The organism is Caldanaerobacter subterraneus subsp. tengcongensis MB4 (assembly GCF_000007085.1).
Lineage (GTDB): Bacteria > Bacillota > Thermoanaerobacteria > Thermoanaerobacterales > Thermoanaerobacteraceae > Thermoanaerobacter > Thermoanaerobacter subterraneus.
This window is the reverse complement of sequence record NC_003869.1, coordinates 2,369,909-2,394,821: the sequence shown is the minus strand read 5'-3', so window position 1 is coordinate 2,394,821 and position 24,913 is coordinate 2,369,909. Positions and strand designations below refer to the sequence as shown.

Here is a 24,913-nt window from a genome sequence, read left to right as displayed (position 1 = left end):
AAAGCACTGTCTGGGCTTTTTATATTTAAATAAAAGGAATCGACATTTTTCTTTGATACAACATTACAGAAATATTACAATTTGGCAATCAAAGAAGGAATTTAGAGGTTAATGGAGAAATATTACAATAAGGAGCATATATGGAGGGAAAATATGGACAAGATTATAAAGTTTGAGACACATAAGGGTCTATTTGAACAGTCGTGGGGGAGATGCTTAAAAAGGGGCTTAACACCGGATAAAAAGTTAGTGGTGTTGAATAATGTAAAAATTGTTGAAGATAGCAAAAGATATTCATTAATTAAAGCTTTTCGCAAAAGCATTAAAGATTTGAAAGATATTAATGATTTTAAAAACTTTATATTTTTGTTAACTGATAAAGAAGGTGTAATACTGGAATTAAACTTACCCCATGCCGATATCGATTTTTACTTAAAAAAGGGTATGGTATTAAAAGAAGAAATTGCAGGTACAAATGCAGTATCACTGGCGATAAGAGAGAAGAATATAGCGGTTGTAAGAAAAGAACAGCACTATATTGAAGATTTAAAAAGGTTAAATTGTACTGCTGGGCCTATTTTTGATAAAGAAGGAAATTTGATAGGGATAGTAGACATATCTTCTGAAAATGAGTTTAATGATAATTTAGTAGCAGTAGTATTTTTACTGGCAAGATATATAGAAAGAAATTACCAGGAATTTGAGATGGAAAGAATAAAAAGAAAATTTGACGAAATAGATATAAAGATACTCAAGCTTACGGCAGAAGGGAAAACAGATAAAGAAATTGCAAAAACAATTAATATGTCACTAAGCAATATAAAGTATCATAAAAGGAAAATTTTCAAACTATTGGGAACAAAAAATGTAAAGGATTGTATATACAAGGCAACAAAGTTAGATTTAATATAAGTTTTTATTGTTTTTACATCACTAAATAAGGGATAAAAGATGTTAGATGTACTTTAGTACAAATTTTAAAGGAGAGAAACTCGGTTTTTATACTAAAGTACAAAAGTAAGGGCTATTTTAGTGAAAATTTATACTTTTGGTCAATTGACAAGATGCTGGGAATAAGATACCATGGATATAGAAGGAACTACCGGTAGTCCTTAGAATTATTAAAAAGACAGGTGGAGGAAAAAAGGTTTTAAAAGTTGTTCTATTAGAATGCTAAGAATATTTGAAATTAGGGGGATGAAATCAAATGAAAAGGATAGTATCATTTTTATTGTGTTTGACATTACTTTTATCAGCAACTGTTGTATTTGCTGCAACAGATAATACACAGGCAAAAGGTGTAATATCTAAAGCTGGAGACATGTCACAAAATATAGTCGAACCAGAATATATAGCTTATTGTCCTGCAAGTCCTGATGGCTATCATTTAATGAGGCCAAATACTGGTGGTTTATCAAATCTTTGCTGGATTGAGAATGGGAAAATAATATATTCAAAATACACTTTATGGAAATGCCAGTATTGTGGGACAGAACTGTATGAATCAACAGGTTATGATGTATGGGCATATCCCTCTGATATTTACAAGCAGGAAATACATTATAGTATTTTGGGGGTTTATTACGATATATATATTTATCCGAGATATGGTACTTTACCTGGGTTAAATGAAGGATACAAGTACCGATTGTACTGAACATAAAATGTTGATAGCAAAAGGTTAACTAAATAAAATTTAAAGTAATAAATGCATAAAATTTTCTATAAATAACTTATCCCAACTGTATAAACAAGGTAATCCTAAAAATTTGGGATTACCTTGTTGTCGGTTTTTATAACTTGAACTTCCAAAAAGCGAAAATAAAAAATATTACTGATTCTTTGGAAAAGAAAAATGCTGTTTTTAATTTGAAATATTACAGCAATATTGAAATATTACAATTTTGTAAACGTATGGGTGTAGAATATAAGTTAAAAATTTTACAAAGTATTTTTATGAGGTGAGGTTATGAAAAAGATGAGGTATTTTTTATTGGCAGTGTTAATGGTAGCGTCATTGATTTTGGTATCCTGCTCTAATGAATACGCAAATTTGGAGGAGTATCAATTCAATAAAAGTTCTGACCCCAAGTTAGTTTATGCAGATGAGAATAAAGTCATCATTAACGATGGAGAAGATATGGTTGTTGAATCGAGAGGGAATTTCTACAGGTTACCTATAAAATTAAATCTTGGGATAGAAAGTTTTATATTGACAAGCCCGAGTGGGAAGAATGCTTTAATAGGTACAATCGATAAAGATGGTTCTAACAATATAGCTATTGTAAATTTTTTTAAAGGATCTAAACTAACATTGGATCAGGGAGTTATACGATATGTAATTTCTAATTTTTATTCTATGCTGCCAAGTGACTATTATTTTGCTTATACTAATAAAGGTTCTGAAACAATTAAATTGGTTGATTTGGATGCTCTAAAAATTCGTGAAGTAAAAGTGAATGTGCCTGTTAATGATGCAATTGGTGTAAAGAGGAATACAGGGTACCAGATTTATTTTGAAAGTTCAGGAAAAATCTACAAAAAGCTAGAGCAAGAGGAACCTAAATTAGTTACAAATGGGTACTTGTTATCTGTAGATGAAAATAGCAATGTATATTTTTACAGAAATATAAACATAAAAACCACGAAAATATATAAGGTGGACAAAAATGGAAGAGAAAAAGAAATAGCTTTAATTGACAAACCTAATGAATTGATAAAGAGAGGGAGTGAAGCGGTTATTTTTATTACAGCAGCTACTGATAAACAATTTTTAGAAAACAATATAGAATTTATAAATTTGATAACGGGGAAACGTACTGCTTTATCAGGAAATCTCAACGACGTGGTTCCTTTACTGTATGATAGAGGAAATATTGCAATAGTTTTTTATAGAGATGGAAGAGCGCAAATAGTTGATACGAGGACAGGGAAAATAGAGCTTATAGAAAATTTTGACAAGTACGTGCTTTCAGATTTAAAAATGACATTAGGATTAAATGTTTATAAAAATTACCCTATAAAGTTTAATAAAATTGTGCAATTGAGAAAAGAAAATGATAACATTAGGCTTTTATTGGTGGATTCTCATAGCAAAATTTTAAAAATTTTGGCACAACAGCAGCTGAAGGATTAAAAGGATTGAATCGAAAGGGGATCCGAAAAATCTAGTAGAGAAAAAAGAGTTGTAATGCCAGACAAATTTGGAAGAGTGGAATTGAATGGAGGGTACATAGGCTTATCTTACGACTTTTCTCAAGTGAAGATATTAAAAATAGGTGATGATAGAATTGAAGTTATAGATAAAAAACAGGAAAGCTATTAGATGCCTATGGTGAAGAAATCAAATCTTTGGATAATGGTAGGAGCCAATATATAGTATATCGTGAAAAAGAAAATGATTTTGGAATTCTACGATTGTATACAATTTTTGAAACCCAAGAGGAAAATGGGAATAAAGAAATTGGCAAAGTAGTAGGTAAGTATTGGGATATAATGTCGCGAAGTGGTTGGTATATAGAAAATCAGCATGTAGTTACTATTTCTACAACGGGGAATTTTCCTACTACAGAAATAGAAACGGGTGGCACAGTTACTATTGTTAAAAATAGAGTATATAGAGATATAAATTCGCTTTTTTTTGAAAAAAACTATGAATTTATAAGAAAAAATATTGATTTAGGGTATCGTTATAGTTTGTATTAAGTTGTGGTGTATAGAACAAATGAGGACTCTTTTAAAAGAGCCCTCATATTGTTTTTATCTTCGTTATTGAGATTTTTCATCTTCTAAATTAATTTCTTCAGAGATTTCATGGAGCATTTGAGGTGTTAGTCTCATATCAAAATGAGTTAATTCATAATATTTTGTGGCTTTTCCATCACTGGAGATTTCCATACTTGCTTTTACAAGCCCTGCTTCTTCTAATTTGCGAAGATGCATATATAGAAGGGGTCTACTTATGCCTATTATTCTTGCAAGTTCGCTTATATACTGCCTATTTTCATACAAAATGCCTAATATTTTTATTCTTACAGGGTGGGATAGGGCGTCAAAAATTTTTATAATCTTTACCGGATCTAAATATTCTGAGAAGTGGTTATGTTCGGCCATTTTAATCAACTTCCTTTAATAGTTTTTCTATTTTCTCCAGCGTGTTTTTTACTGCATCTATCTCATTTAATAGATCGTTTGACATTTTTATATACAACTCATTTTGTTTTCGCATATTTGATATTTTTACAAAGACGAATATAGAGAAAACTGCAAAGATAACTGCTAAAATAAAAGGCGTAAAAAGTGTGATAATTGCAAATAACGATGCGCCTGATATACTCATATTAATCCTCCTTTTTATTCTATATTTTCAAGTAATTTCTCAATAGATTCTGCTTTTTGACGTAAAGATGACAGTTTTTCTTGTGTCTCTTGATTTAATTTAGAAAAAGCCTTAGATTGCGCTTGAAGCTTAGTTACTTCTAAGATAATTGCTATTAGAAAGACTATTGAAGTAATAGAGAGGGCGATTATGAGGTCAAGAAATCCCATTTTAAAAACCTCCTCAATTTTTTATTTCACATGTAATAATTATATTACACGTGAAATAAATTGTCAATATGTATTTGCTATTTGGAGTAAGTTTTTTTATAATTATGTAAAATCAAATTTCATCCACAAAAGAAAGAGGGAGATAAATGGGATATTCAGCTATTATCTATTATTATTTCATAATCTTTTACGCAGTATTTTTTATGGGTGGAGCTATTTATGGCACTTTTGTGCCGGTTTATCTGGACTACATAGGTTATAGTAAGAGTGAAATTGGAATTTTGATGTCTTTAGGTCCTTTTGTCGCTATAATAGCTCAGCCATTTTGGGGGATTACAAGCGACAGAGCGAGGTCTAAAAATTTTGTCTTGCAAATTTTATTTTTAGCCAGTATTTTCATTATGGCGTTGTTCCCTTTGTCGCGCAACTTTTACTATCTGGTAGCCGTTATAACACTTTTCACATTTTTTCAGACTTCTACTGGCCCCATAAGTGATGCCATAACATTGGAATATTTAAGTGGGACAGGTCAAAGTTTTGGACCAATTAGGATGGCAGGCACAATTGGATATGCAGTAATGTCAGTTATAGCAGGATGGTTTGCCCAAAGACATATTGGGAGTATTTTTATTTTGAACATTATAGTGATGTTCATAGCCTTTATGATTGTCTATAAACTTCCGGTCGTAAAAGGACATCAGTTTGGGAAAGAGAAAATTTCCATATGGAAACTTTTTTCAAATAGAAATTTAGTGGTGTTAATGCTTCTTAATTTTTTAATCCAGACTACTTTGGGGTTTTATTATACGTATTTTCCCATCTACTTTAGAAAGATAGGAGGGAGCAACGAACTTCTGGGATTAGCCTATTTTATTTCTGCAATGAGCGAAATACCGTTTTTGTTGTATGCTGACAAGATACTTAAACGAATAGGAACAAGGTGGGCATTAATAGGAGCAAGTGGAGTAGCGGCTTTAAGGTGGCTTATTATATCGTTTATTCCTAATGCATATTTAGTTTTGCCTTTTCAGCTTTTGCACGGATTGATTTTTATAGTATTGTACTATTCCATGGCAACTTATATTAATCAAGAAGTACCAAAAGAACTAAAAGCGTCGGGGCAGACTGTGAACAATCTAATAGGTATGGGAATTTCGAGAATTGTTGGAAGTTTATTGGGAGGGTTTTTAAGCGACCTTTATGGAATAAAAATGGTATTTCTTTATAATTCTGTATTAGCTTTTTGTATAGCATTAATTTTTGGGTACATCTTTTTAAAAAAAGCGTCAAAATAATTTGGCAAATTTTAGGAAGAAAATTTTTTTGAAAAAACTCTTGAAAAAATTTTTTTCGATGCTATAATGGTAATAAAGGCTGCATAAATATAAATTAAATAGTTTATTTATGCAGCAATTATTTTTTTACGAATTTTTGCATAAATATAAATTAAACTGTATATATATTTACAAGGGGAGGCAGCCGGATGATAAAAGTTGGGATATTTGGAGCAACTGGATACACTGGAGTAGAGCTTATGCGCCTTCTTTCAAAGCATGAAAAAGTAAAAATAGAGTACATTTCGTCTCAAAGTTATGCAGGAAAGTCAATAGCAGATGTCTATCCATCCCTTACAGGGTTTTATGACATTTCTCTCGATGATGTAGAGGTAGAGAAGGCGGTTTCAAAGTGCGATGTAGTTTTTACGGCGCTACCTGCAGGTTATGCTTCTAAAATTGCAAGGGAAGCGGTAAAAAAAGGGGTTAAAGTGATTGATTTGGGGGCAGATTTCAGATTTGACGATTATTCGACTTATAAAGAATGGTATGGCGGAGAATACGATGGGTATGATGGGATAAAAAGAGCGTATGGCTTACCTGAGATTTATAGAGATAGTATAAAAGAAGCCGATGTAGTGGGAAATCCAGGGTGCTATCCTACTAGTGTGATATTAGGGCTTGTTCCTCTTTTGAAAGAGAAGGTTATAGATGGAAACATAATTATTGATTCAAAATCGGGGATATCGGGAGCAGGCCACAGCCCGTCACAGAAGAATATATATGCAGAATGTAATGAAAGTATAAGAGCATACAATGTGGCAAATCACAGGCATGTGCCCGAGATGGTTCAGGAACTTTCCAAGGCATCGGGAGAAAAGGTATCGGTGGTTTTTGCACCTCACTTGACACCTATGACCAGGGGAATTTTGAGTACAATGTATTGCAAGCTAAGAGAAAATTTAAATCAAGAGGAAATTTATGAGGTTTTCGCTGAATTTTATAAAAATGAGTATTTTGTGAAGGTGCTAAAGCCTGGGGCTTATCCTTCTACTAAAAATGTATATGGTTCGAATTTTTGTCACATAGGTTTTGAAGTTGACAAAGCGACAGGTACTTTAGTTGTAATGACTGCCATTGATAACTTAGTAAAAGGAGCATCAGGTCAAGCGATACAGAATATGAACATAATGTTCGAAATAGAAGAAAAAGCAGGGCTTGATATAGTGCCAGTATATCCATAAATAAAGCATTAGTATTAGAAGGGGTGTAAGAACGAGGCGATGGAGCAGATGGAGATTTTAGATGGGAAAATAGAATTGCCCAAAGGTTTTGTGGCTTCAGGTGTATTTGCAGGCATAAAGAGAAGTAAGAAGGATTTGGCTTTAATATATTCTGAGCGATTGGCGAACATATCGGCAGTGTTTACTACAAACAGGGTAAAAGCAGCTCCTGTCATTCTAGATATGGAGAGGGCAAAAAAGGGGAAAGCCCAGGCAATTGTAATAAATAGCGGCAATGCAAATGCGTGTACAGGGGAGAAAGGAATTGAGGACGCAAAATCTATGGCAAAAAAGGTAGCAGAAGTCCTCGAGATAGAGGAAGAAGATGTCCTAGTTTGTTCTACAGGAGTGATTGGCGTACCTCTTCCAATGGAAAAAGTGTTGAAAGGAATTGAAGTGGCGGCATTGAGCCTATCAAAAGAAGGAGGATATGATGCAGCCCATGCTATTATGACGACAGATACATTTTTGAAGGCTGTTACTGTGAAATTTAATGTTGAAGGAAAAGATATTACAATGACAGGTTTTGCAAAAGGTTCCGGAATGATACATCCTAATATGGCTACAATGCTTTCTTTTGTACTTACAGATGCCAGTGTGGAGAAGGCTACGTTGGATAAAGCCTTTAAAAATACTGTCAATAGGACTTATAACATGATTTCTGTTGATGGGGATATGAGCACAAATGATACTGCGATAGTGATGGCAAATGGAATGGCAGAAAATAAAGCCATTCAGGAGGGGACCTATGAATTTGATTTATTTTACAAAGCCTTGGAATACGTCAATAAAACTCTTGCCAGACTCATCGCAAAAGACGGTGAGGGAGCGACTAAGCTTATAGAAGTAAATGTAATAAATGCTAAGACGGAAAATGACGCAAGACTTGCAGCTAAAGCCATTGTAAATTCAAACCTTGTGAAGACAGCTATCTTTGGGGAAGATGCCAACTGGGGAAGGATACTGGCAGCAGTGGGCTATTCTGGAGCAGACTTTGATGTGGACAAAGTGGACATATATCTAAAAAGCGCAAAAGGGGAAGTTAAGGTTTGTGAAAATGGCAGTTTTTTTGCCTTTGATGAATCTTTAGCTAAGGAAGTTTTGAAAGAAAAGGAAATTTTCATAATAGTTGACATGAAAGCCGGAGAATTTATGGCTACTTCATGGGGATGCGACCTCTCTTACGATTATGTAAAAATAAATGGGAGCTACAGGACATGATAAGGAAAGAAAAATTCGGAGATGAAATTTTAAAAGCACATATCCTTGTGGAGGCGCTCCCCTATATAAAAAAATTCTCCGGCAAGACAGTTGTGATAAAGTATGGCGGCAGTGCCATGCTGGACTGTAATTTAAAGAAAATGGTTATGCAGGATGTAGTACTTATGAAATTTGTGGGTTTAAATCCTGTGATAGTTCACGGTGGAGGGCCCGAAATCAGCAGCTTTTTAAAAAAACTGGGGATAGAATCAAAGTTTGTAAATGGGCTGAGGGTAACAGATGAAAAAACTGCAGAAATTGTAGAAATGGTTCTTGTTGGAAAGATAAACAAAGAGATAGTTTCAATGATAAACGAACTGGGAGGCATGGCTGTTGGAATAAGTGGGAAAGACGGAAAACTTTTAAAAGCAGAAAAAGACCTGTCAAACGGAGACCTGGGGTATGTTGGCAAAATAGTTGAAGTAAACATTGAGGTTATAGAGATGCTTATTGATAGAGGCTATATACCTGTTATAGCTCCGGTTTCCTTTGGGGATGATGGAAAGACTTACAATGTCAATGCCGACACGGCTGCTGGCAAGATAGCAGAAGCCTTAAAGGCGGAAAAATTGATTCTCCTCACAGATGTTGAGGGGGTTTTAGAAAATGTGGAGGACAAGACGAGTTTGATTTCCAGAATGGACTTGGAACATGCTAAAAAATTGATGGATTCTGGGCGAATAAACGGGGGAATGATTCCAAAGCTTAAGTGCTGTATAAAAGCTGTAGAAAATGGTGTAAAAAGGGCACACATAATAGATGGAAGGCTTACCCATTCTCTTCTTTTAGAAATTTTTACGGATGAGGGGATAGGGACAATGATAGGAAAGGAATGTTTTGATGATGATAACCTATGAAAAGAAATATTTGATGGATACTTACAATAGATATCCTATTATGCTTGTCAAGGGAGAAGGTACAAGAGTATGGGATAGTGAGGGAAATGCTTACCTCGACTTCGTGGCAGGTATTGCTGTGAATTCTTTGGGGCACTGTCATCCTGCACTGGTCGAAGCTATTAAAAAGCAAGCAGAGACTTTAATTCACTGTTCAAATCTTTACTGGAATGAAAAGCAGATAGAGCTTGCCAGAATGATTTCAGAAAATTCTTTTGGAGGGAAGGTGTTTTTTGCGAACAGCGGTGCAGAGGCAAATGAGGGGGCTATAAAGCTTGCTAGAAAGTACGCCTCGTTAAAATACGGCGGCAAAAGGTATAAAATCATAACCGCCAAAAATTCCTTTCACGGGAGGACATTTGGAGCGCTTACTGCGACAGGGCAAGAGAAGTATCACAAAGGTTTTGGACCGCTCCTTGCCGGGTTTAAATATGTGCCTTTAAATGACATTGAGGCCCTTTATGAGGCTGTCGACGATGAAGTGTGTGCAATTATGCTCGAGGTTATCCAGGGGGAAGGAGGTATCCATGAGGCTACACCAGAGTATGTAAAAGCGGTAAGGAAGATATGCGATGAAAATGACCTCCTGTTTATATTGGATGAGGTTCAGACAGGAATAGGGCGTACAGGAAAGCTTTTCGGATATGAGCATTACGGTGTAGTTCCAGACATTATGACTTTAGCCAAAGGGCTAGGAGGTGGTTTTCCGATAGGAGCGATAGTAGCAAAAGAAGATAAAGCTGTTTTTAAGCCAGGAGATCACGCTTCTACTTTTGGCGGTAATCCTCTAGCTTGTGCGGCTGGGATTGCAGTATTAAATGAGGTGACAAAGGATGGATTTTTAGAAGGTGTTGATAAAAAAGGCAAATATTTTAGAGAAGGGCTAGAAACTTTGCAAAAGAAACATAAAGTCGTGAAAGAAATAAGAGGAAAAGGACTTATGGTGGGATGTGAAGTGGATTTGGAGGATGCATCGGAGATTGTTTTAAAAGCACTTGAAAAAGGACTTTTAATAAATTCCGTAAGTCACAATGTCTTGAGGTTTGTACCTCCACTCATCGTGACGGAGGAAGAAATTGATGAAGCTTTACAGATACTAGATGATGTGCTTAGTGAGATAAGATTTTAAACTTGCTACTCTTAAAATTATCAACGATTTTGCCTGAAAAGTCGGTGTTGATAGATAAGTATATAGAGAGCGAAAAGGCAATATAGAAAATTCTCTTTCGTGAGGAGTGTGAAAAATGTTAAAAGGTGAAAAAGTGGTACTGGCATATTCGGGAGGACTTGACACCTCAGTGATTATACCATGGTTAAAAGAAAATTATGAATGTGAAATAATAGCGGTATGCGTGGATGTAGGGCAAAGGGAAGACCTAAGGTATATAAAAGATAAAGCTTTAGCAAGTGGTGCCAGCAAAGTATATATTGAAGATGTCAAAGAGGAGTTTGTAAAAGACTATATATTTCCTACATTAAAAGCGGGGGCTATATATGAAGGAAAATACCTTCTGGGAACTTCAATGGCAAGGCCTTTAATTGCCAAAAAACTTGTAGAAATTGCTCACAAGGAAGGTGCCAAGGCGATAGCCCATGGTGCGACAGGCAAAGGCAATGACCAGGTGAGGTTTGAAGTTTCAATACGTGCTCTTGATCCTTCAATAAAAATAATAGCACCATGGAGAATATGGGAATTAAAATCGAGGGAAGATGAAATAGAATATGCTAAAAAGAAAGGAATACCTATTCCTGTAACTAAAGAAAAAATATACAGTGTAGACAGCAATCTGTGGCATGTGAGTCATGAGGGAGGAGACCTTGAAGACCCGTGGAATGAGCCTAAAAGTGATATTTACGATATAGTTACTCCTCCAGAGAAAGTCTCAGATAAGCCGGAATATGTCTATATAGAGTTTGAAAAGGGCATTCCTGTAAAGGTAAATGGAAAAACGCTAAGCCCTGTCAAATTAATAGAAGAATTAAATGAAATTGGAGGAAGAAATGGGGTAGGGATAGTTGACCTTGTTGAAAATAGACTTGTAGGAATGAAATCTCGTGGTGTTTACGAGACTCCTGCAGGAACGTTACTTTATATTGCTCACAGAGAACTTGAGTACCTTGTACTTGATAAAGAAACGATGAGGTTTAAAGAGTTGGTAGCACAGAAATATGCGGATCTGGTCTATAACGGCCTCTGGTTTTCACCTCTCAAAACAGCTTTGGATGCTTTTATTGATGAGACGCAGAAAAATGTAACGGGTGTTGTAAGGCTAAAGCTTTATAAAGGAAATGTCATAAATGCGGGTGCAAAATCTCCCTATTCTCTTTACAACGAAGAATTCGCAACTTTTGGTAAAGATGAAGTTTACAACCAAAAAGACGCAGAAGGATTTATAAACCTCTTTGGGCTTTCTTTAAAAATTAGGGCTTTGATGGAAATGGGAAGGAAGGATATGGATGAAGCTGTGGGGAGGTAGGTTTAAAAAGGACTTGGACAAACTGATGGAGGATTTCAATTCCTCCATTTCTTTTGATATAAGGCTTTTAAAGTATGATATAATGGGCTCTATTGCCCATGCAAAGGGTCTTTACAAGGCTGGCGTTTTAACAGAAGAGGAGCTTAATTTGATAGAAAAAGGGCTTAAAGAAATACTTGAGGAATCCGAGTTAAAAGAAATACCTCAGGATGAAGATGTTCATTCCTATGTAGAAAGGCTTCTTGTAGAGAAAATAGGCGATGTAGGGCGTAAACTTCACACAGGAAGAAGCAGAAACGACCAAGTTGCGACGGATGAAAGGCTTTATTTAAGAGATGAGATAGACAAAATAAAAGAGGATTTAATAAAGCTTATAGATACTCTAAAAGAAATGGCTGAAACTTATAAAGAAACAATTATGCCGGGATATACGCATTTACAGAGGGCACAGCCTGTGACTTTTGGACATTATCTTCTTGCCTATGTTGAAATGTTTAAAAGAGATTTGTCAAGGCTTGATGATATGATGAAAAGAGTCAATGTAATGCCTTTGGGTTCTGGTGCTCTTGCAGGTACTACCTTTAATATCGACAGATATTATGTCGCTTCTCTTTTAGGGTTCGATGATATAACCTTAAACAGTATGGACGGGGTTAGTGATAGAGATTTTGTGATAGAATTTTTAAGCTTTGCTTCTATAACAATGATGCATTTGAGCAGATTCTGTGAGGAATTAATTTTGTGGTCTACAAAGGAATTTGACTTTATTGAAATGGACGATAGATTTTCAACAGGAAGCAGTATGATGCCGCAAAAGAAAAATCCTGATGCAGCAGAATTAATAAGGGGCAAAACCGGCAGGGTTTACGGCGATTTGATTACAATACTTACCGTGATGAAAGGACTCCCTCTTGCATATAACAAAGACATGCAGGAGGATAAAGAGGCCTTGTTTGACGGAATAGACACTTTAAAAATGTCTTTGAAAGTATTTACAGAAATGATAAAGACAATTAAAGTAAAAACAGACAACATGGAAAAAGCTGCAAAATATGGTTATATGAATGCTACAGATTTTGCAGACTATCTTGTACAAAAAGGTATTCCTTTTAGGACCGCCCATGAAATTGCAGGCAAAGTTGTCTTATATGCGATAGAACGAAACTTACCAATTGAAGAGTTATCACTTGAAGAACTTAAAAAATTCAGCGATGTAATAGAAAAAGATGTATATGAGGCGATAGATATAAAAAATATTTTAAAAAAGAGAAAGACAATAGGTTCACCGAGGATATTCTAATCTTATCAAGATATATGAGCTCCTGTCTTTGAGAATAAAAAGCAGGAGCTTAAATTTTGCTCTGTCAAATAAACTTAATCCTTTTTGATTAAAGTTTAAGTTATTTTTTGTCTTTTTATGTAAAGATAAATCGAGTGTTAGTTGTAGTAATTTTGTAACCTAATTAAGAATTTTTTAATAAATTTTTGCACTTTAAGTGATATAATAAAGAAAAATGGAATATGCACGGGAACTATAAATGAGATATGGATTTGTCGTCTTATTTTTATTGTTCCTTTCTCTGGTTTTTACTGGATGCGGTGCTAAAGCTGTTGGGCAAGTAAATGTGGAAGAAGCGCTATCCTTACCAGAAAAGCATTATCCTGTTGGTTTTGACCCCTATGGCAAAAGAATTCTTCTTGCAGTGCTGGGTAACGAAGGAGCAAAATTAGAGTTTTATAGCATAAAAAACAAAGAAATAGAAATCGCAGTGGAACCAGCAATAAATGGGAAAAGCATAAAAAATGCGGTTACAGATGGGAAGTACATAGCCTGGGTGGAAGCCACAGATGGCAATAGAATGTGGTCGGATGACTGGAGGATATATGTTAAAAATTTAAAATCTGGAGAAATAAAAAAGTTGGTGAGAGCAGATTTGCAGAAAAAGGAGTTTCAGAGGGGCAATTTAGTGTTGAACCCAAATTGTTAATTGATGACGGCAAACTTGTCTGGTCTATGTACGAATCTGATGGGAGGCATGAATTTAGCTCTATAAAATTGTATGATTTGGTTAATGGAATAGAAATAAACTTGCGCACTTCAGAAGGCGTAGGTGTTTCCAGATTTAGTGATCCAAATATCCATGGCGACTATGTAGTTTGGAGTGAGGACAGCTTAAAGGCAGCAGGTGAGACAGAAGGGGTATACCTTTATAGTATTAAAGAAAATAAAGTTTACAAATTGTCTGATAAAGGAACATCCCCTAATGTATGGGGTAGCAGTGTTGTGTGGATAGAAGGGAATAATAAGCTGGTGCTTTATAATATCAAAAATAAGAAAGAAGTGGATATTCCCACGTATAGTAAAGAGGTATGGGCGATTTCGCTGAATAAAGATTACGTCACGTGGTATAGCAGTGAATACAACATGAAAGTTTATAATATTCAAAAGAACGAGACAAATATCATTAATGTTCCAGTGATAAGTGGAGCGACCATCTATGGGGATATCCTAACATGGGTTCAGGAAGAGGGTAAAAGGGCGATACCAAAATTTTTATTGCTTTATAAATAAGCTATTTTTTAATAGAGGGAGCATTCCTGTAATGAATAAAAAATAAGGGAGAATGGACTTTGAAAAAATAAGTACCTCCTGATAAAATACAGAGTGTAAGTTTAAGAACTTACCTCGAATTATCAAAATAGGTAGCGTCAAGTAAGAACATGAGGATTCCCTAAAAAATAGAAATTGTAGGTAGTAGTTAGCAAAGAAATCAGTGATTATTAAATCAATAACTTAAAATGACACCTAGGGAAAAACTATAAGTAAATAAAATCTAAGCTTTTATGGGCAAAGAAGGCAAATATCACCCTATGGTAAGCTAGACTATTTCAAATACAGTCTAACTTACCACATAAAAGTTGTCAAGATTATAGAGTTTAATTAAGCTCAACAAACCATTGAATCAGTTTAGCCCAATTATCCACTTGGTGGCCATGTTTATCTTTAAGGGGTGCAAGTACTTTGCCATCGGAAGCCTCATGAGGTTTCAAGTGATTGTAGTACAGCTGATATAGCAATGCATGAGCGATAGCACCTTCAAAAGAACTAAAAGACTTATGGCGCTTGTAATGAGCCTTGTAAGAGCCAAATAAGCGTTCTAAACGGTTTTTATACGGTCTGTAAGTATGACTGTCACCACCGGGTGGAGGAGAGATTCCCAACACAGGTCGATGACGGATATTGGCTCCAAAGAAAACCGAAGCGAAATGGACTGCCACATCATAAATAGGCGCTTTATCTGTGACTAAAATGAATTCTCGGTTGTTGTAACGGTCAATGACCTCTTTAAGGATTGTCAAAGCAGCTAAAGCATCCCTATGAGGAGAAAGGTGCTGTGAGATAATAAAACCTCTCAAGCCATCACAGGCAGTAAAAAGGTAATGCCACTTACCTTTGACCTTTATGTAAGTCTCATCAATAACAACAAGGCCTGACAAAGGGAGGTTGATAGACTTAACAAGCGGAGCGAGTTTAGAGGCCAAGGAAACCACCCAGTTTTGTATAGTCTGATGAGAGAGTTGAACTTGCCATATATGCTGTAGTGCAGAGACAGTTTGCCTTAAAGAAAGACCGAGACCTACGTATAAATTAACAGTTTGTGCTATCAAGAATGGGCTAAAATGGCTTTTTGCGAGGTTAACAGGGGCAGCATTTGGAGAAGAAGAAGAGAGTTCATCAAAATCAACATCAAAAGCTCTGAAGCGATATCTTTTACGGTGGTTAAGCCACTTAGGGCAATTATCATTGCGACACTTAAACACAGTAAAATTCTTTCTAGTTTTATCCTGAATAAGTGCAGACCCGCAGAAAGGGCAGCGGTAAGTAGGGCGAGACTTTTTAGGAGCAGGTTTACCAGGAGCCCATTGATGTTTACACACTTTACACTGTAGTTTTTGAAAGCCGTCAGGGTCTTTACCAAAACTGTACAAATAATCAGGAGGGGCACCGCAAACAGGGCACTTATCAACATCAACACAAAGGGGTTTAATACGTCTAACATGAGAGATAGGCTTACCTTGAGCTTCAGCTTCGGCAAGGATTTTCTTGTAATCTTTTTTCTCAACAACTTTTTCAACAAGTGGCAAAGGATCCTCTAAAGGTGACAAAACTTTGTAGCCTGAAGGTTGGAGGTCAACAGGCGGCTGAATATCTACTTTAAAGTGTTTGAGAGCGAATAGAGAAATTTTAAGCAAAAAATTTAATAAATGAGTAAGAAGGAAAACGGGTAGTAGTTGTCGAAACATAAATTAGGATTCCCTCCTTTGGGTTGATGGTGTTTGTTTTTGCTACAACTACTACCTACGACACCAAGGGGAGGGAATCCTCCTTTTTCTCGAAAAAATTTTTATTCCAATGTTTTGGAGACTATAGATACGCGAATTTAAGGCTTTAATTTGACGTTACATCAAAATAAACAGGAGGTACCTAAAATGAAGTATACACAAAATGAAAAGATTTTGCAAGTAACGGAAGACACATGATAGTGTCAAGATACTGTAGGATTTTTTTAAGACAACCCCTGAAACTTAGTTAATTTCAGCCTTCAACTTATCATGCTTTTTTATATAACTTGTGCATATTTTAATGCTCTTAAAACCCTATATATTGGCGTTACTTTCCCTATATTCAAAACCGTAATATTATTTATCTTTTCATTTGTAGACGTTTTAACTCTCCTTACCGCTTCTTTTATTTGCTTCTTCGTTAATTTGTAACTTCCTGCATTTATATTCTTTTTCTTGCCCCATTCTACTTCTCTTAAGTCTCCTCCATTCTTGCTAAATACCCTTAATTTCGCCATTAGTTTTAATCCTTCTCTGCTCCACCCTAATGGATTCCTGCTTAGTCTTGCTGAAAATACATGGCTTATATGTCCTTCTGCACTGCACCCTATTACATCTTCGTCTTCACTGTATATCTTTATCCCTTCCCAATTGTTTAGTATGTATTTCTTTGCTTCTTTTATCTTCTCTTTCTCTCTCTCTTCCTCTGCTGCCTTTATTAACTCATCAAATACCTTCTTTACTCCTTCTTTATCCCCTTCATTTATTGCTCTCCATATCTTATCCCTATACTTTGGCTCTTTTGATGTAGCTTTTAATACGTATTTGTTTAAATGATATCTGTCTAGTACAAACCTTGATTTTACTATCCACTCTAATCCCTCTTTTATCCACGGTGCCCCATCTCCTGCTATGTATATCTTCTCTATCTTCTCTTCTTTGTAATTGTCTTCTATGTAATTTGCTACATCTATCCATATGTCTTCAGGTTTCTCTCCTACATATGCTTTGTAATAGACATTCTTCAGTACGTTCCTTCCGTTTTTCTCTTCTCTACCTTCATGTATGTATACTAATCGTGGAGTTTCATCTCTCCCGTCCTGTAAAGGTACATGGTCCTCGTCTGCCTCTATGTATAAACCCCTTACTTCTTTCTTTTCTTTTATTTCTCTCTTTACTTCTACTTCCCCTATTTCCCTTATTGCATTTAATACCGTCTGTTTACTTAACTCCTCTGGACATGCTTTTTTACTACTTCTCTCATATGATTCTTCTATTGCGTTTTCTACTAACTTTATCTTTACTCCCTTTTCTATCCTATCGTGCCGTCCTATCTCTAATGCATCATCCACCAAATATGTATATCTCCCATCCTCTTTAGATTTGTAATATGTCCTCTCATATTCAATATCCCCAAGGACTGTCGTTAATCTCTTTTTATCTTTCCTCTCTACTACCCATTTTTCTTTCCTTCTCTTGTCTTCTTTTATTATCCTATCTAACTCTTCAATAATTGCTTCTATTGCCTCTCTACCTAGTTTGTCCGTGAGTTCCTTTATCCTTGCTACAAGCTCTGTAATATTCATTCCTTTGTTTAACAAATCACCAAAAATTTCTACTACTTCCTCAGTGAAATTTAGAGCATTTTGTAAGTATAATATCCTCAAAGATATGTTTTTTCACAAGAGACCCCCCTTTCTGTGATGTTTTGTTTCCAAGTTCTATTTTATCACAGGGGTTGTCTCTTGTTTTTTTCACTCAAAAAATCCTACGATAATTTTACACTATGGGTTTCAAAATATTGTATCTTTTATAATGAATCAATCAGATACAGTGAAAATGTTGTTTATAATTGCTTTGGTCCTTATTGTGCTGACAGTTTCATGTCTATTATCTGTTAAATTTTATGAAAATAGGGAGTTTTAAAATATGAAAGGGGACCGCTCTTTGTACAAAACCCGGGTCCCCTTTTAGATATTTTACTTCAAAATAAAATTCGAATGAGAAGAACCTCTTCCAGTGTTTGAATTATATTAAAGATATAAATTGGTTGATTTCTTCTTTTATGACATCTAAAGATTTTCTCCAGAAGTCTTTAGAGTGCAAGTCAAATCCTACGATTTTTCCTAAATCATAGAGATTTTTCTTCCCTGTCTGAGGAAGAAGGTTTTTATATTCTTCTACAAATTTTTTGCCTTCTTGATTGTACTTGTAAATTAGGCCTTTTACAAATAATTCCCCAAATGCATATGGGAAGTTGTAGTAGTTTAAATCGGCATCGTAATAATGGGGCTTGTTTATCCACATGTAAGGGTGCAGGTAATTTTGGTCAAGGCCATCCCCGTATGTTTTCTTCTGAGCCTCTATCATAATTTGTTTTAATTCTTCAACAGATAAAGAATGGTCTTTTCTTCTTTTTATGACTTCATCTTCAAATAAGAATCTTGAGTAAATGTCTACGATGGTTTGTGTTGAGCGCTGCAGTGAGTTTTCTATAATTGATAATTTCTCTTCTTTAGAAGCCGTTTTTAATGCAGAATTCACTATAATATGCTCGTTGAAAATTGATGCTGTTTCCGCTATAGGCATCGGGTATCTTGAATTTATTAATGTTTCATTTGCTAGCAAATGGCCGTGATATCCATGCCCTAATTCATGAGCCAGAGTTAGAACATTAGAAAAACTCCCATCAAAATTTGCCAGTATTCTGCTTTCTTTTATTGGATGGAGGTTGTAGCAAAAGGCTCCTCCTCTTTTGCCTTCTCTTGGCTCTGCATCAATCCAGCTGTTTTCAAAGGCTTTTTTAGCAAATTGTGCAAGGTCCTCACTGAAGGAGTTAAAATTTTCTACTATAAATTCTTTCGCTTCATCAAATGTAAATTTTTTGTCCAATTTTCCTACTGGAGCAAAAAGGTCATAGAAAGGTAGTCCATCTTTATGACCTAAAAGGCGGGCTTTTTCTTTTAAATATCTTCTAAATTCTGGCAAATACTCTTCTATAGCTTCAAGCATTGCCTCAAGTGTTTCAGAGTCCATGCGGGAACGCTGAAGAGTCATCTCTAACGGAGAGGAATATTTTCTTAATTCTGTAACAGTCAGTACCTCGCCTTTTATTCCATTAAGACATGCTGCTGAAGCGTCTTCTATTTTTTTATAGGAATTTAATTCGGCAAAATAAGCTGTCTTTCTTATGTAAGGGTCTTTGTCATAAGCCATATTTCTTACAACGGAAAGAGGCAATTTTTTCTCTTCGCCGTTTATATTTATGTCTACAAGGAGTGTAGAGGTCAAAAGGTCATGAAGTTTTGCCCAAGCTTCTGACCCTGTGTTTTTCATCTTAGCTATTATCATCTCTTCTTTTTCTGAAAGTAGGTGCATTGCTTCTTTGACTGTCTCTTTTATAAAAAATTCGTGTTCCTTAAGATAGGAGGAAGACTGGATTGTTTCTTCCAAGTTCGGCATGTTCAAAAGCCATCTTTTGAATTTGGTCTCTGGCTCTGCAAGCATTGTGCTGATGTTTTCAAGAGATTCCAAAGCTTTTAATGCCTTTTCATTTTTTACATCCACGCTTAAAGATAAAGCAGAATATCCTCTTACTTTTACCATTAAATCTCCCAGTTCATTTTTAAATCTTATGTAGTATTCGAGTTTTTCTTTGGACTTTTCATATGTTGTAAAGTTTTCTTCAGTCCAAGACCGTATGTGTTCGATTGATGAAGTTATTTTTTCGACATCTTTTTGAAATTCTTCACTGTCAAAGGAAGTATAAAGAGCTTCTAAAGACCACCTCATTTACCTCTCCCCCATTTTGTATAATATTTGCCAATTTGATTGTAAAATATTTTTAAAGATAAGTCAAACCTTTTCAGGGAAATGGTGTAAGAGCTTTTTGTTGTGTTTATTTATTCAATGAGGTATAATAAAAATAGCCTTTTGGAATAAAATTTAAAGACGAGAAGGTGGTGTAGCATGTACAAAGTAGTTTTACTTCGCCATGGAGAAAGCATATGGAACATGGAAAACAGGTTCACAGGTTGGACAGATGTAGACCTTTCGCCGAAAGGAATTGAAGAGGCAAAGCAGGCAGGAAAGATTTTGAAAGAGAAGGGATTTACTTTTGATGCGGCGTTTACTTCAGTTTTGAAGAGGGCAATAAGGACTTTGTGGATAGTTTTAGATGAGCTGGACCTCATGTGGATACCAGTTTACAAGTCCTGGCGGTTGAATGAGAGGCATTATGGAGCTCTTCAGGGGCTTAATAAGGCAGAAACCGCAAAAAAATATGGAGAAGAGCAGGTAAAGCTTTGGAGAAGGTCTGCAGAGGTTAGACCTCCTGCTTTGACTAAGGATGACCCGAGATATCCTGGCAATGACCCAAGGTACGCCGACCTTTCTGAGGATGAAATTCCTCTCACAGAGAATTTGATAGACACTATAAATAGAGTTATTCCCTACTGGGAGTCCACAATTGCACCGACTATAAAGTCTGGCAAGAGAGTGATAATAGCAGCTCATGGAAACAGTTTAAGAGGCCTTGTGAAGTATCTGGACAATCTTTCTAATGAGGAAATAATGGAGCTAAATATTCCTACAGGTATTCCTCTGGTTTATGAGTTAGATGAGAACTTAAAGCCTATAAGGCACTATTATTTAGCTGATGAAGAGGAGCTCAAGAAAAAACAGCAGGAAGTTGCGGAGCAGGGCAAAGCGAGGGCTTAAGGGGCCTTTTGGAAAAGGATGATTTTGCGTGGAAAGAAGAGTGTTGAAGAGGCAATGAAAGAATTTGAATAAAGGACTTTTTAATAGATAAGGTAGGTATTTTTTAAATACCTGCCTTTATTTGTTATATTAAGGATTTTTATTTAGTAGGTGCGTTTCATTAATTTTTCCGTATGCGAAACAGTGCAGGAAAAAACAACACTAAAGTTTTAATCAATACCGGGTGGGGGTATATTTTTTTATAAACGATGCTTTCAAAAATTTTTTAGTGAAAAAGACAACGTTTTTATTGTCAGACCATAGACAAAATGTAATTTGTATGATAAAATATTGACTAGAAAAGTTGTTATAATTATATCAATCAAAGAGGTGTTTATATGGGTAATAACAAGAAAATTGTCATCATTGGGGCCGGGTATGGGGGCTTACATGCAGCGAAATTACTGAATAAAAAATTAAAAAATAATCCTGATATAGAAGTAACACTTATAGACAAGAAACCTTATCATACTTTGTTAACAGATTTACATGAAGTAGCTGGTTCTAGAATAGAACCTGACAGTGTCCGCATTTATTTACATAAGGTTTTTGCTGGCAAGAGAGTAAACATAATACTTGACGAAATAGAAAAAATTGATCATGAAAAACAGCAAGTGATTGGGAAAAAAGGCGCATATCAATACGATTATTTGATTTTAGGCATTGGCAGTGAGCCATGTGATTTTGGTATACCAGGTGTATTTGAATATGGCTTTAATGTAGGGAGTTTGGAGGCAGCTATTAGAACGAGGGAACACATTGAGGAAATGTTTAGAAAGGCTAGTGTAGAAAAGGATCCGGATGAAAAAAAGAAGATGCTTACTTTTGTAATAGCTGGAGCGGGATTTACAGGAATTGAGACTGCGGGCGAATTGATGGAATGGACAAAAAGTTTGTGTGATAAATATAACTTAGACCGCAGTGAAATCAAGATTATGGTAGTAGAAGCTTTAAATACAATACTTCCCAATTTAAATGCTAAACTGGCTATTAAAGCGCAAAGGTTTTTAAATAAAAAAGGAGTAGAGGTCTTAACTAATTCCCCTATTGTGGAAGTAGCCAGGGATTATGTTGTGTTAAAAGATGGGAGAAAGATTGAAACAAAAACTTTAATATGGACATGTGGAGTTCAAGGCAATAAATGCGTTGAAAATTTTGGGCTGGAATTAAATAGACGGTGCAGAGTCCAAACAAACGAATACATGCAAGCAGTAGGAAAAGAAAACATTTATGTGATAGGTGACTTGGCGTATTATGAAATAGATGGGAAACCTATACCTCAAGTTGTAGAGACGGCGCTGCAATCAGCGGAAACTGCTGTTCATAATATAGTGGCAGACATAAAAGGGGAAGAGAAAAAACCTTTTAAGCCAAAATATCATGGATTTATGGTATCCATAGGAAGTAGATATGCAGTGGCAGAACTTATGGGTGTGTCTTTGACGGGTTTTTTAGCAATGGCTATTAAACATCTTGTGAACATGCACTACCTTTTTGGGGTAGCAGGCATTGATGCTGTGTTATCGTACATTTATCATGAGTTTTTTGAAGTTAAGAACAATCGATCAATATTGGGAGGGCATATTGCAGCCCATGTTCCTACTTTTTGGCTTGTCCTTTTGAGAATATATGTAGGCGCTTTGTGGCTTATTGAAGGCATAAATAAAATACAGCAAGGATGGCTTGACCCGTCAAAAATATTTATCATAACTGCTTCTGATGTATCCGGCGCAACTGCTAATGCTACTTCTGGAGCTACTGCTGTTCAAACTTTGCAACCTCTATTAAAGGAACCGCCGGCTTTTTATAAGTGGTTTATGGATACTTTTGTAGTACCCCATGCTTTCTTATTCCAAGTTATGGTAGTATTAGCAGAGGTGGCAATAGGATTGGCTTTAATAGCGGGTTTGTTTACTTTCCTTGCATCTGCTGGTTCTATATTTTTAGCACTTAATTTCATCTTGTCAGCAATGGCAGATAAGTCAATATTGTGGTATATCTTCGCTGCTATAGCTTTAATGGGAGGAGCAGGGAGGTCTTTTGGCCTCGACTATTATGTAATTCCATGGATAAAAAATTGGTGGAAGAAGACTACCTTTGCTCGAAAAACATATCTTTATATAAGTTGATAAAAGTTAAAGAGAGGGCTATTTGATGTGAAAAAAGGTGATATTTTTATTATACTTTTTGTGGCGGTTTTATCTGTTGGGTTGTTGGTGTTTTATAGAATATCAGCAACCCAACAGTATCACCATAAATATGCGGTAATAATGATAGATGGTAAAGTGTACAAAAAGGTGTCATTGGATGATGTAAATCATAAAGAAGAAATACCTATAGTTACAAAACAAGGTAAAAATATATTGTTAGTCAAAAATGGGGGAGTTCAGGTTATTCATGCCGAGTGTCCGGATAAAATCTGTATGAAAGAAGGATTTATTGATAAACCAGGGCAAAGCATAGTGTGTCTCCCCTTTAGGATTGTGGTAGAGATAAGGGGGGATAAAAGTGTCGAGGTCGACGAAGTTACCTATTGAATATACAAATATGTCCAGGACTAAGAAAATGGTTTTTTTATCAATACTAGTTTCTACTTCATTGATTTTATATATTATAGAAGGAATGCTGCCTGTTCCTTTTATTGCTCCTGGAGCTAAATTAGGCCTTGCTAATATAATCACTGTTACCTCTTTGTATTTATTTGGTTTTATTGATACATTAATTGTTCTCATTGTGAGAATACTATTAGCTACTTTTTTTGCTTCTTCGCCTTCTACCTTTTTCTACAGTTTAGGAGGGGGCTTGTTAAGTCTTATTGTTATGTATCTTGTCAAAAACATTGGGAAAAATCATGTTAGTGAAGTAGGAGTAAGTGTTTCAGGGGGAGTATTTCACAATATTGGGCAGATGTTGGTGGCTTCTGCAATAGTTCAAAATATAAAGATAATGATATATCTGCCTGTGTTGATGATAGCGGGGATAGGAACTGGTATCTTTGTGGGTTTATCTTCTAAATTTCTTTTAAAACACTGGAACAAATTAAAAATATTAAAATACTAAATTTTTCTTGATAAAGGTTAAAGGTGGTTAAATGGATAAGTTTTGGAATGACAATTTAGAGGTAAAAGAAGAACTTGTAGAAGTTGTAAAAATCATGAAAAAGCGTGTAAAAAGTTCAAACAAATTAATTAGCGATATACTACTAGATATGGTAAATAATAGTGGCAAAATGTTAAGGCCTGCTTTTGTAATTATATCGGCTAAATTTGGAAATTATGATAGAAAAAAGATATTACCTTTAGCAGCTGCTATTGAGATGCTTCACATGGCGACTTTAGTGCATGACGATATAATTGACAATGCTTTAATAAGGCGCAGTAAACCTACTATTCAGGCAGAATATGGTAAAGATTATGCAGTGTTTATTGGAGATTTTCTTTTCTCTCAAAGTTTTTTGCTTTTATCAGACAATATCAATGTTGCGAATTTAAAAAAAGTCTCTAAAGTGGTTTCAAGAATATGCAAAGGAGAGATTGATCAATTTGAAAGCCGATATGACATAAATATTACAATAAACGATTATTTAAAAAGAATAGCTGCAAAAACTGCTGCTCTCTTCGCTTTAAGTTTTTATGTGGGAGCTTATGAAAGCAACTGTGGAGAAGAGTTGGCCAAAATATTGGGTAGTATAGGCTATAATATTGGGATAGCTTTTCAAATTATAGATGATATTTTAGACTATACTGGGGAAGAAAGTGTTGTAGGGAAGCCTTTGTGTAATGATATAAGACAGGGTGTCTTTACACTTCCTTTAATCTATTCTTTAGAAAGGAATAGAGATGAAAAAATTATATCGTTGATAAAAAAGAGAAATTATTGTGAGGATGACATAAAACGCATTGTTGCATTTGTTCAACAAAATGGTGGGATAACCCAATCAAAAATGTTAGCAGAGAAGTATACTAAAAAAGCTTTTGACAAAATAGCTATGTTAAAAGATTCTCCACCAAAACAAATTTTAATTGATGTGACGACTAAGCTTTTATATAGAAATTACTAAAATTGGTTAAAGG

General features: G+C 35.2%; 24 protein-coding genes and 1 pseudogene. 19 read left to right on the top strand and 6 right to left on the bottom strand.

The window, feature by feature from the left end; genetic code table 11:
• Nucleotides 1-153: 153 nt before the first annotated feature.
• The 5 genes from TTE_RS11995 (at nt 154) to TTE_RS11980 (ending at nt 3,705) form a co-directional block, all read left to right on the top strand.
• Nucleotides 154-912 carry a LuxR C-terminal-related transcriptional regulator gene (locus TTE_RS11995; protein ID WP_011026520.1) on the top strand — a complete coding sequence of 253 codons (759 nt, stop codon included), beginning with the start codon at nt 154-156 and terminating at the stop codon, nt 910-912.
• Nucleotides 913-1,207: 295 nt separating this feature from the next.
• Nucleotides 1,208-1,657 carry a hypothetical protein gene (locus tag TTE_RS11990; RefSeq protein WP_011026519.1) on the top strand — a complete coding sequence of 150 codons (450 nt, stop codon included), beginning with the start codon at nt 1,208-1,210 and terminating at the stop codon, nt 1,655-1,657.
• Between the two features lie 312 nt (nt 1,658-1,969).
• On the top strand, nt 1,970-3,136 hold the full coding sequence (locus TTE_RS11985) for a hypothetical protein (RefSeq protein WP_011026517.1): 1,167 nt from the start codon (nt 1,970-1,972) through the stop codon (nt 3,134-3,136).
• A 54-nt stretch (nt 3,137-3,190) separates the two neighbouring features.
• On the top strand, nt 3,191-3,325 hold the full coding sequence (locus TTE_RS14515) for a hypothetical protein (RefSeq protein WP_259082458.1): 135 nt from the start codon (nt 3,191-3,193) through the stop codon (nt 3,323-3,325).
• A 26-nt stretch (nt 3,326-3,351) separates the two neighbouring features.
• Nucleotides 3,352-3,705: a hypothetical protein gene (locus tag TTE_RS11980; protein ID WP_011026516.1), complete on the top strand. Its 354-nt coding sequence runs from the start codon at nt 3,352-3,354 to the stop codon at nt 3,703-3,705.
• Nucleotides 3,706-3,768: 63 nt separating this feature from the next.
• On the opposite strand, the gene TTE_RS13600 is transcribed toward TTE_RS11980, so the two are convergent.
• The 3 genes from TTE_RS13600 to TTE_RS11965 are packed head-to-tail and all read right to left on the bottom strand — an operon-like array spanning nt 3,769 to nt 4,548.
• A complete protein-coding gene (locus TTE_RS13600; RefSeq protein ID WP_011026515.1) occupies nt 3,769-4,113 on the bottom strand; it encodes an ArsR/SmtB family transcription factor in 345 nt (114 codons plus the stop codon).
• 1 nt (nt 4,114) lies between these two features.
• Nucleotides 4,115-4,339 carry a hypothetical protein gene (locus tag TTE_RS11970; protein ID WP_011026514.1) on the bottom strand — a complete coding sequence of 75 codons (225 nt, stop codon included), beginning with the start codon at nt 4,337-4,339 and terminating at the stop codon, nt 4,115-4,117.
• A gap of 14 nt (nt 4,340-4,353) precedes the next feature.
• Nucleotides 4,354-4,548, bottom strand: a complete 195-nt coding sequence (locus TTE_RS11965) for a hypothetical protein (protein WP_011026513.1) — start codon at nt 4,546-4,548, stop codon at nt 4,354-4,356.
• 146 nt (nt 4,549-4,694) lie between these two features.
• On the opposite strand from TTE_RS11965, the gene TTE_RS11960 reads away from it, so the two are divergent.
• The 9 genes from TTE_RS11960 (at nt 4,695) to TTE_RS11920 (ending at nt 14,310) form a co-directional block, all read left to right on the top strand.
• Nucleotides 4,695-5,843 carry an MFS transporter gene (locus TTE_RS11960; RefSeq protein ID WP_011026512.1) on the top strand — a complete coding sequence of 383 codons (1,149 nt, stop codon included), beginning with the start codon at nt 4,695-4,697 and terminating at the stop codon, nt 5,841-5,843.
• A 188-nt stretch (nt 5,844-6,031) separates the two neighbouring features.
• Complete coding sequence (gene argC, locus TTE_RS11955) at nt 6,032-7,066, top strand: N-acetyl-gamma-glutamyl-phosphate reductase (protein ID WP_011026511.1); 1,035 nt, start codon at nt 6,032-6,034, stop codon at nt 7,064-7,066.
• A 39-nt stretch (nt 7,067-7,105) separates the two neighbouring features.
• Nucleotides 7,106-8,326, top strand: coding sequence for a bifunctional glutamate N-acetyltransferase/amino-acid acetyltransferase ArgJ (argJ, locus tag TTE_RS11950; protein WP_041587229.1), 1,221 nt, complete (start codon nt 7,106-7,108; stop codon nt 8,324-8,326).
• On the top strand, nt 8,323-9,222 hold the full coding sequence (gene argB, locus TTE_RS11945; protein WP_009609716.1) for an acetylglutamate kinase: 900 nt from the start codon (nt 8,323-8,325) through the stop codon (nt 9,220-9,222). The genes argJ and argB overlap by 4 nt, the downstream gene beginning before the upstream one ends.
• On the top strand, nt 9,209-10,390 hold the full coding sequence (locus TTE_RS11940; protein WP_011026509.1) for an acetylornithine transaminase: 1,182 nt from the start codon (nt 9,209-9,211) through the stop codon (nt 10,388-10,390). The genes argB and TTE_RS11940 overlap by 14 nt, the downstream gene beginning before the upstream one ends.
• Nucleotides 10,391-10,505: 115 nt before the next feature.
• The gene (locus TTE_RS11935; RefSeq protein ID WP_011026508.1) at nt 10,506-11,738 is read left to right on the top strand and encodes an argininosuccinate synthase; all 1,233 of its coding nucleotides are present in this window, start codon (nt 10,506-10,508) and stop codon (nt 11,736-11,738) included.
• Complete coding sequence (gene argH / locus TTE_RS11930; protein ID WP_011026507.1) at nt 11,719-13,038, top strand: argininosuccinate lyase; 1,320 nt, start codon at nt 11,719-11,721, stop codon at nt 13,036-13,038. Before TTE_RS11935 ends, argH begins: the two co-directional genes overlap by 20 nt.
• A gap of 238 nt (nt 13,039-13,276) precedes the next feature.
• On the top strand, nt 13,277-13,726 hold the full coding sequence (locus TTE_RS11925) for a hypothetical protein (protein WP_011026506.1): 450 nt from the start codon (nt 13,277-13,279) through the stop codon (nt 13,724-13,726).
• The gene (locus TTE_RS11920; protein ID WP_011026505.1) at nt 13,720-14,310 is read left to right on the top strand and encodes a hypothetical protein; all 591 of its coding nucleotides are present in this window, start codon (nt 13,720-13,722) and stop codon (nt 14,308-14,310) included. Before TTE_RS11925 ends, TTE_RS11920 begins: the two co-directional genes overlap by 7 nt.
• Before the next feature lie 365 nt (nt 14,311-14,675).
• Here the strand turns inward: TTE_RS11920 and TTE_RS11915 are convergent, their stop codons facing one another.
• The 3 genes and pseudogenes from TTE_RS11915 to TTE_RS11905 form a co-directional block, all read right to left on the bottom strand.
• Entirely contained in the window at nt 14,676-16,043 is a 1,368-nt protein-coding gene (locus tag TTE_RS11915; RefSeq protein ID WP_011024557.1) for a DDE-type integrase/transposase/recombinase, read from the bottom strand.
• A gap of 317 nt (nt 16,044-16,360) precedes the next feature.
• Nucleotides 16,361-17,765 (bottom strand): annotated as a pseudogene (locus tag TTE_RS11910) (ISLre2 family transposase).
• Nucleotides 17,766-18,110: 345 nt separating this feature from the next.
• Entirely contained in the window at nt 18,111-19,874 is a 1,764-nt protein-coding gene (locus TTE_RS11905; protein ID WP_011026503.1) for a M3 family oligoendopeptidase, read from the bottom strand.
• 177 nt (nt 19,875-20,051) lie between these two features.
• Here TTE_RS11905 and gpmA point away from each other — a divergent pair, with 177 nt between their 5' ends.
• The 5 genes from gpmA (at nt 20,052) to TTE_RS11880 (ending at nt 24,900) form a co-directional block, all read left to right on the top strand.
• On the top strand, nt 20,052-20,801 hold the full coding sequence (gene gpmA, locus TTE_RS11900; RefSeq protein ID WP_011026502.1) for a 2,3-diphosphoglycerate-dependent phosphoglycerate mutase: 750 nt from the start codon (nt 20,052-20,054) through the stop codon (nt 20,799-20,801).
• Between the two features lie 377 nt (nt 20,802-21,178).
• Nucleotides 21,179-22,969 (top strand): FAD-dependent oxidoreductase, encoded by a 1,791-nt coding sequence (locus tag TTE_RS11895; protein WP_009609712.1) that lies wholly within the window; start codon nt 21,179-21,181, stop codon nt 22,967-22,969.
• Between the two features lie 27 nt (nt 22,970-22,996).
• Nucleotides 22,997-23,377 carry a NusG domain II-containing protein gene (locus TTE_RS11890; RefSeq protein ID WP_011026501.1) on the top strand — a complete coding sequence of 127 codons (381 nt, stop codon included), beginning with the start codon at nt 22,997-22,999 and terminating at the stop codon, nt 23,375-23,377.
• Between the two features lie 10 nt (nt 23,378-23,387).
• Nucleotides 23,388-23,900 (top strand): Gx transporter family protein, encoded by a 513-nt coding sequence (locus TTE_RS11885; RefSeq protein ID WP_193328925.1) that lies wholly within the window; start codon nt 23,388-23,390, stop codon nt 23,898-23,900.
• 31 nt (nt 23,901-23,931) lie between these two features.
• The gene (locus TTE_RS11880) at nt 23,932-24,900 is read left to right on the top strand and encodes a polyprenyl synthetase family protein (protein ID WP_009609724.1); all 969 of its coding nucleotides are present in this window, start codon (nt 23,932-23,934) and stop codon (nt 24,898-24,900) included.
• Nucleotides 24,901-24,913 lie beyond the last annotated feature (13 nt).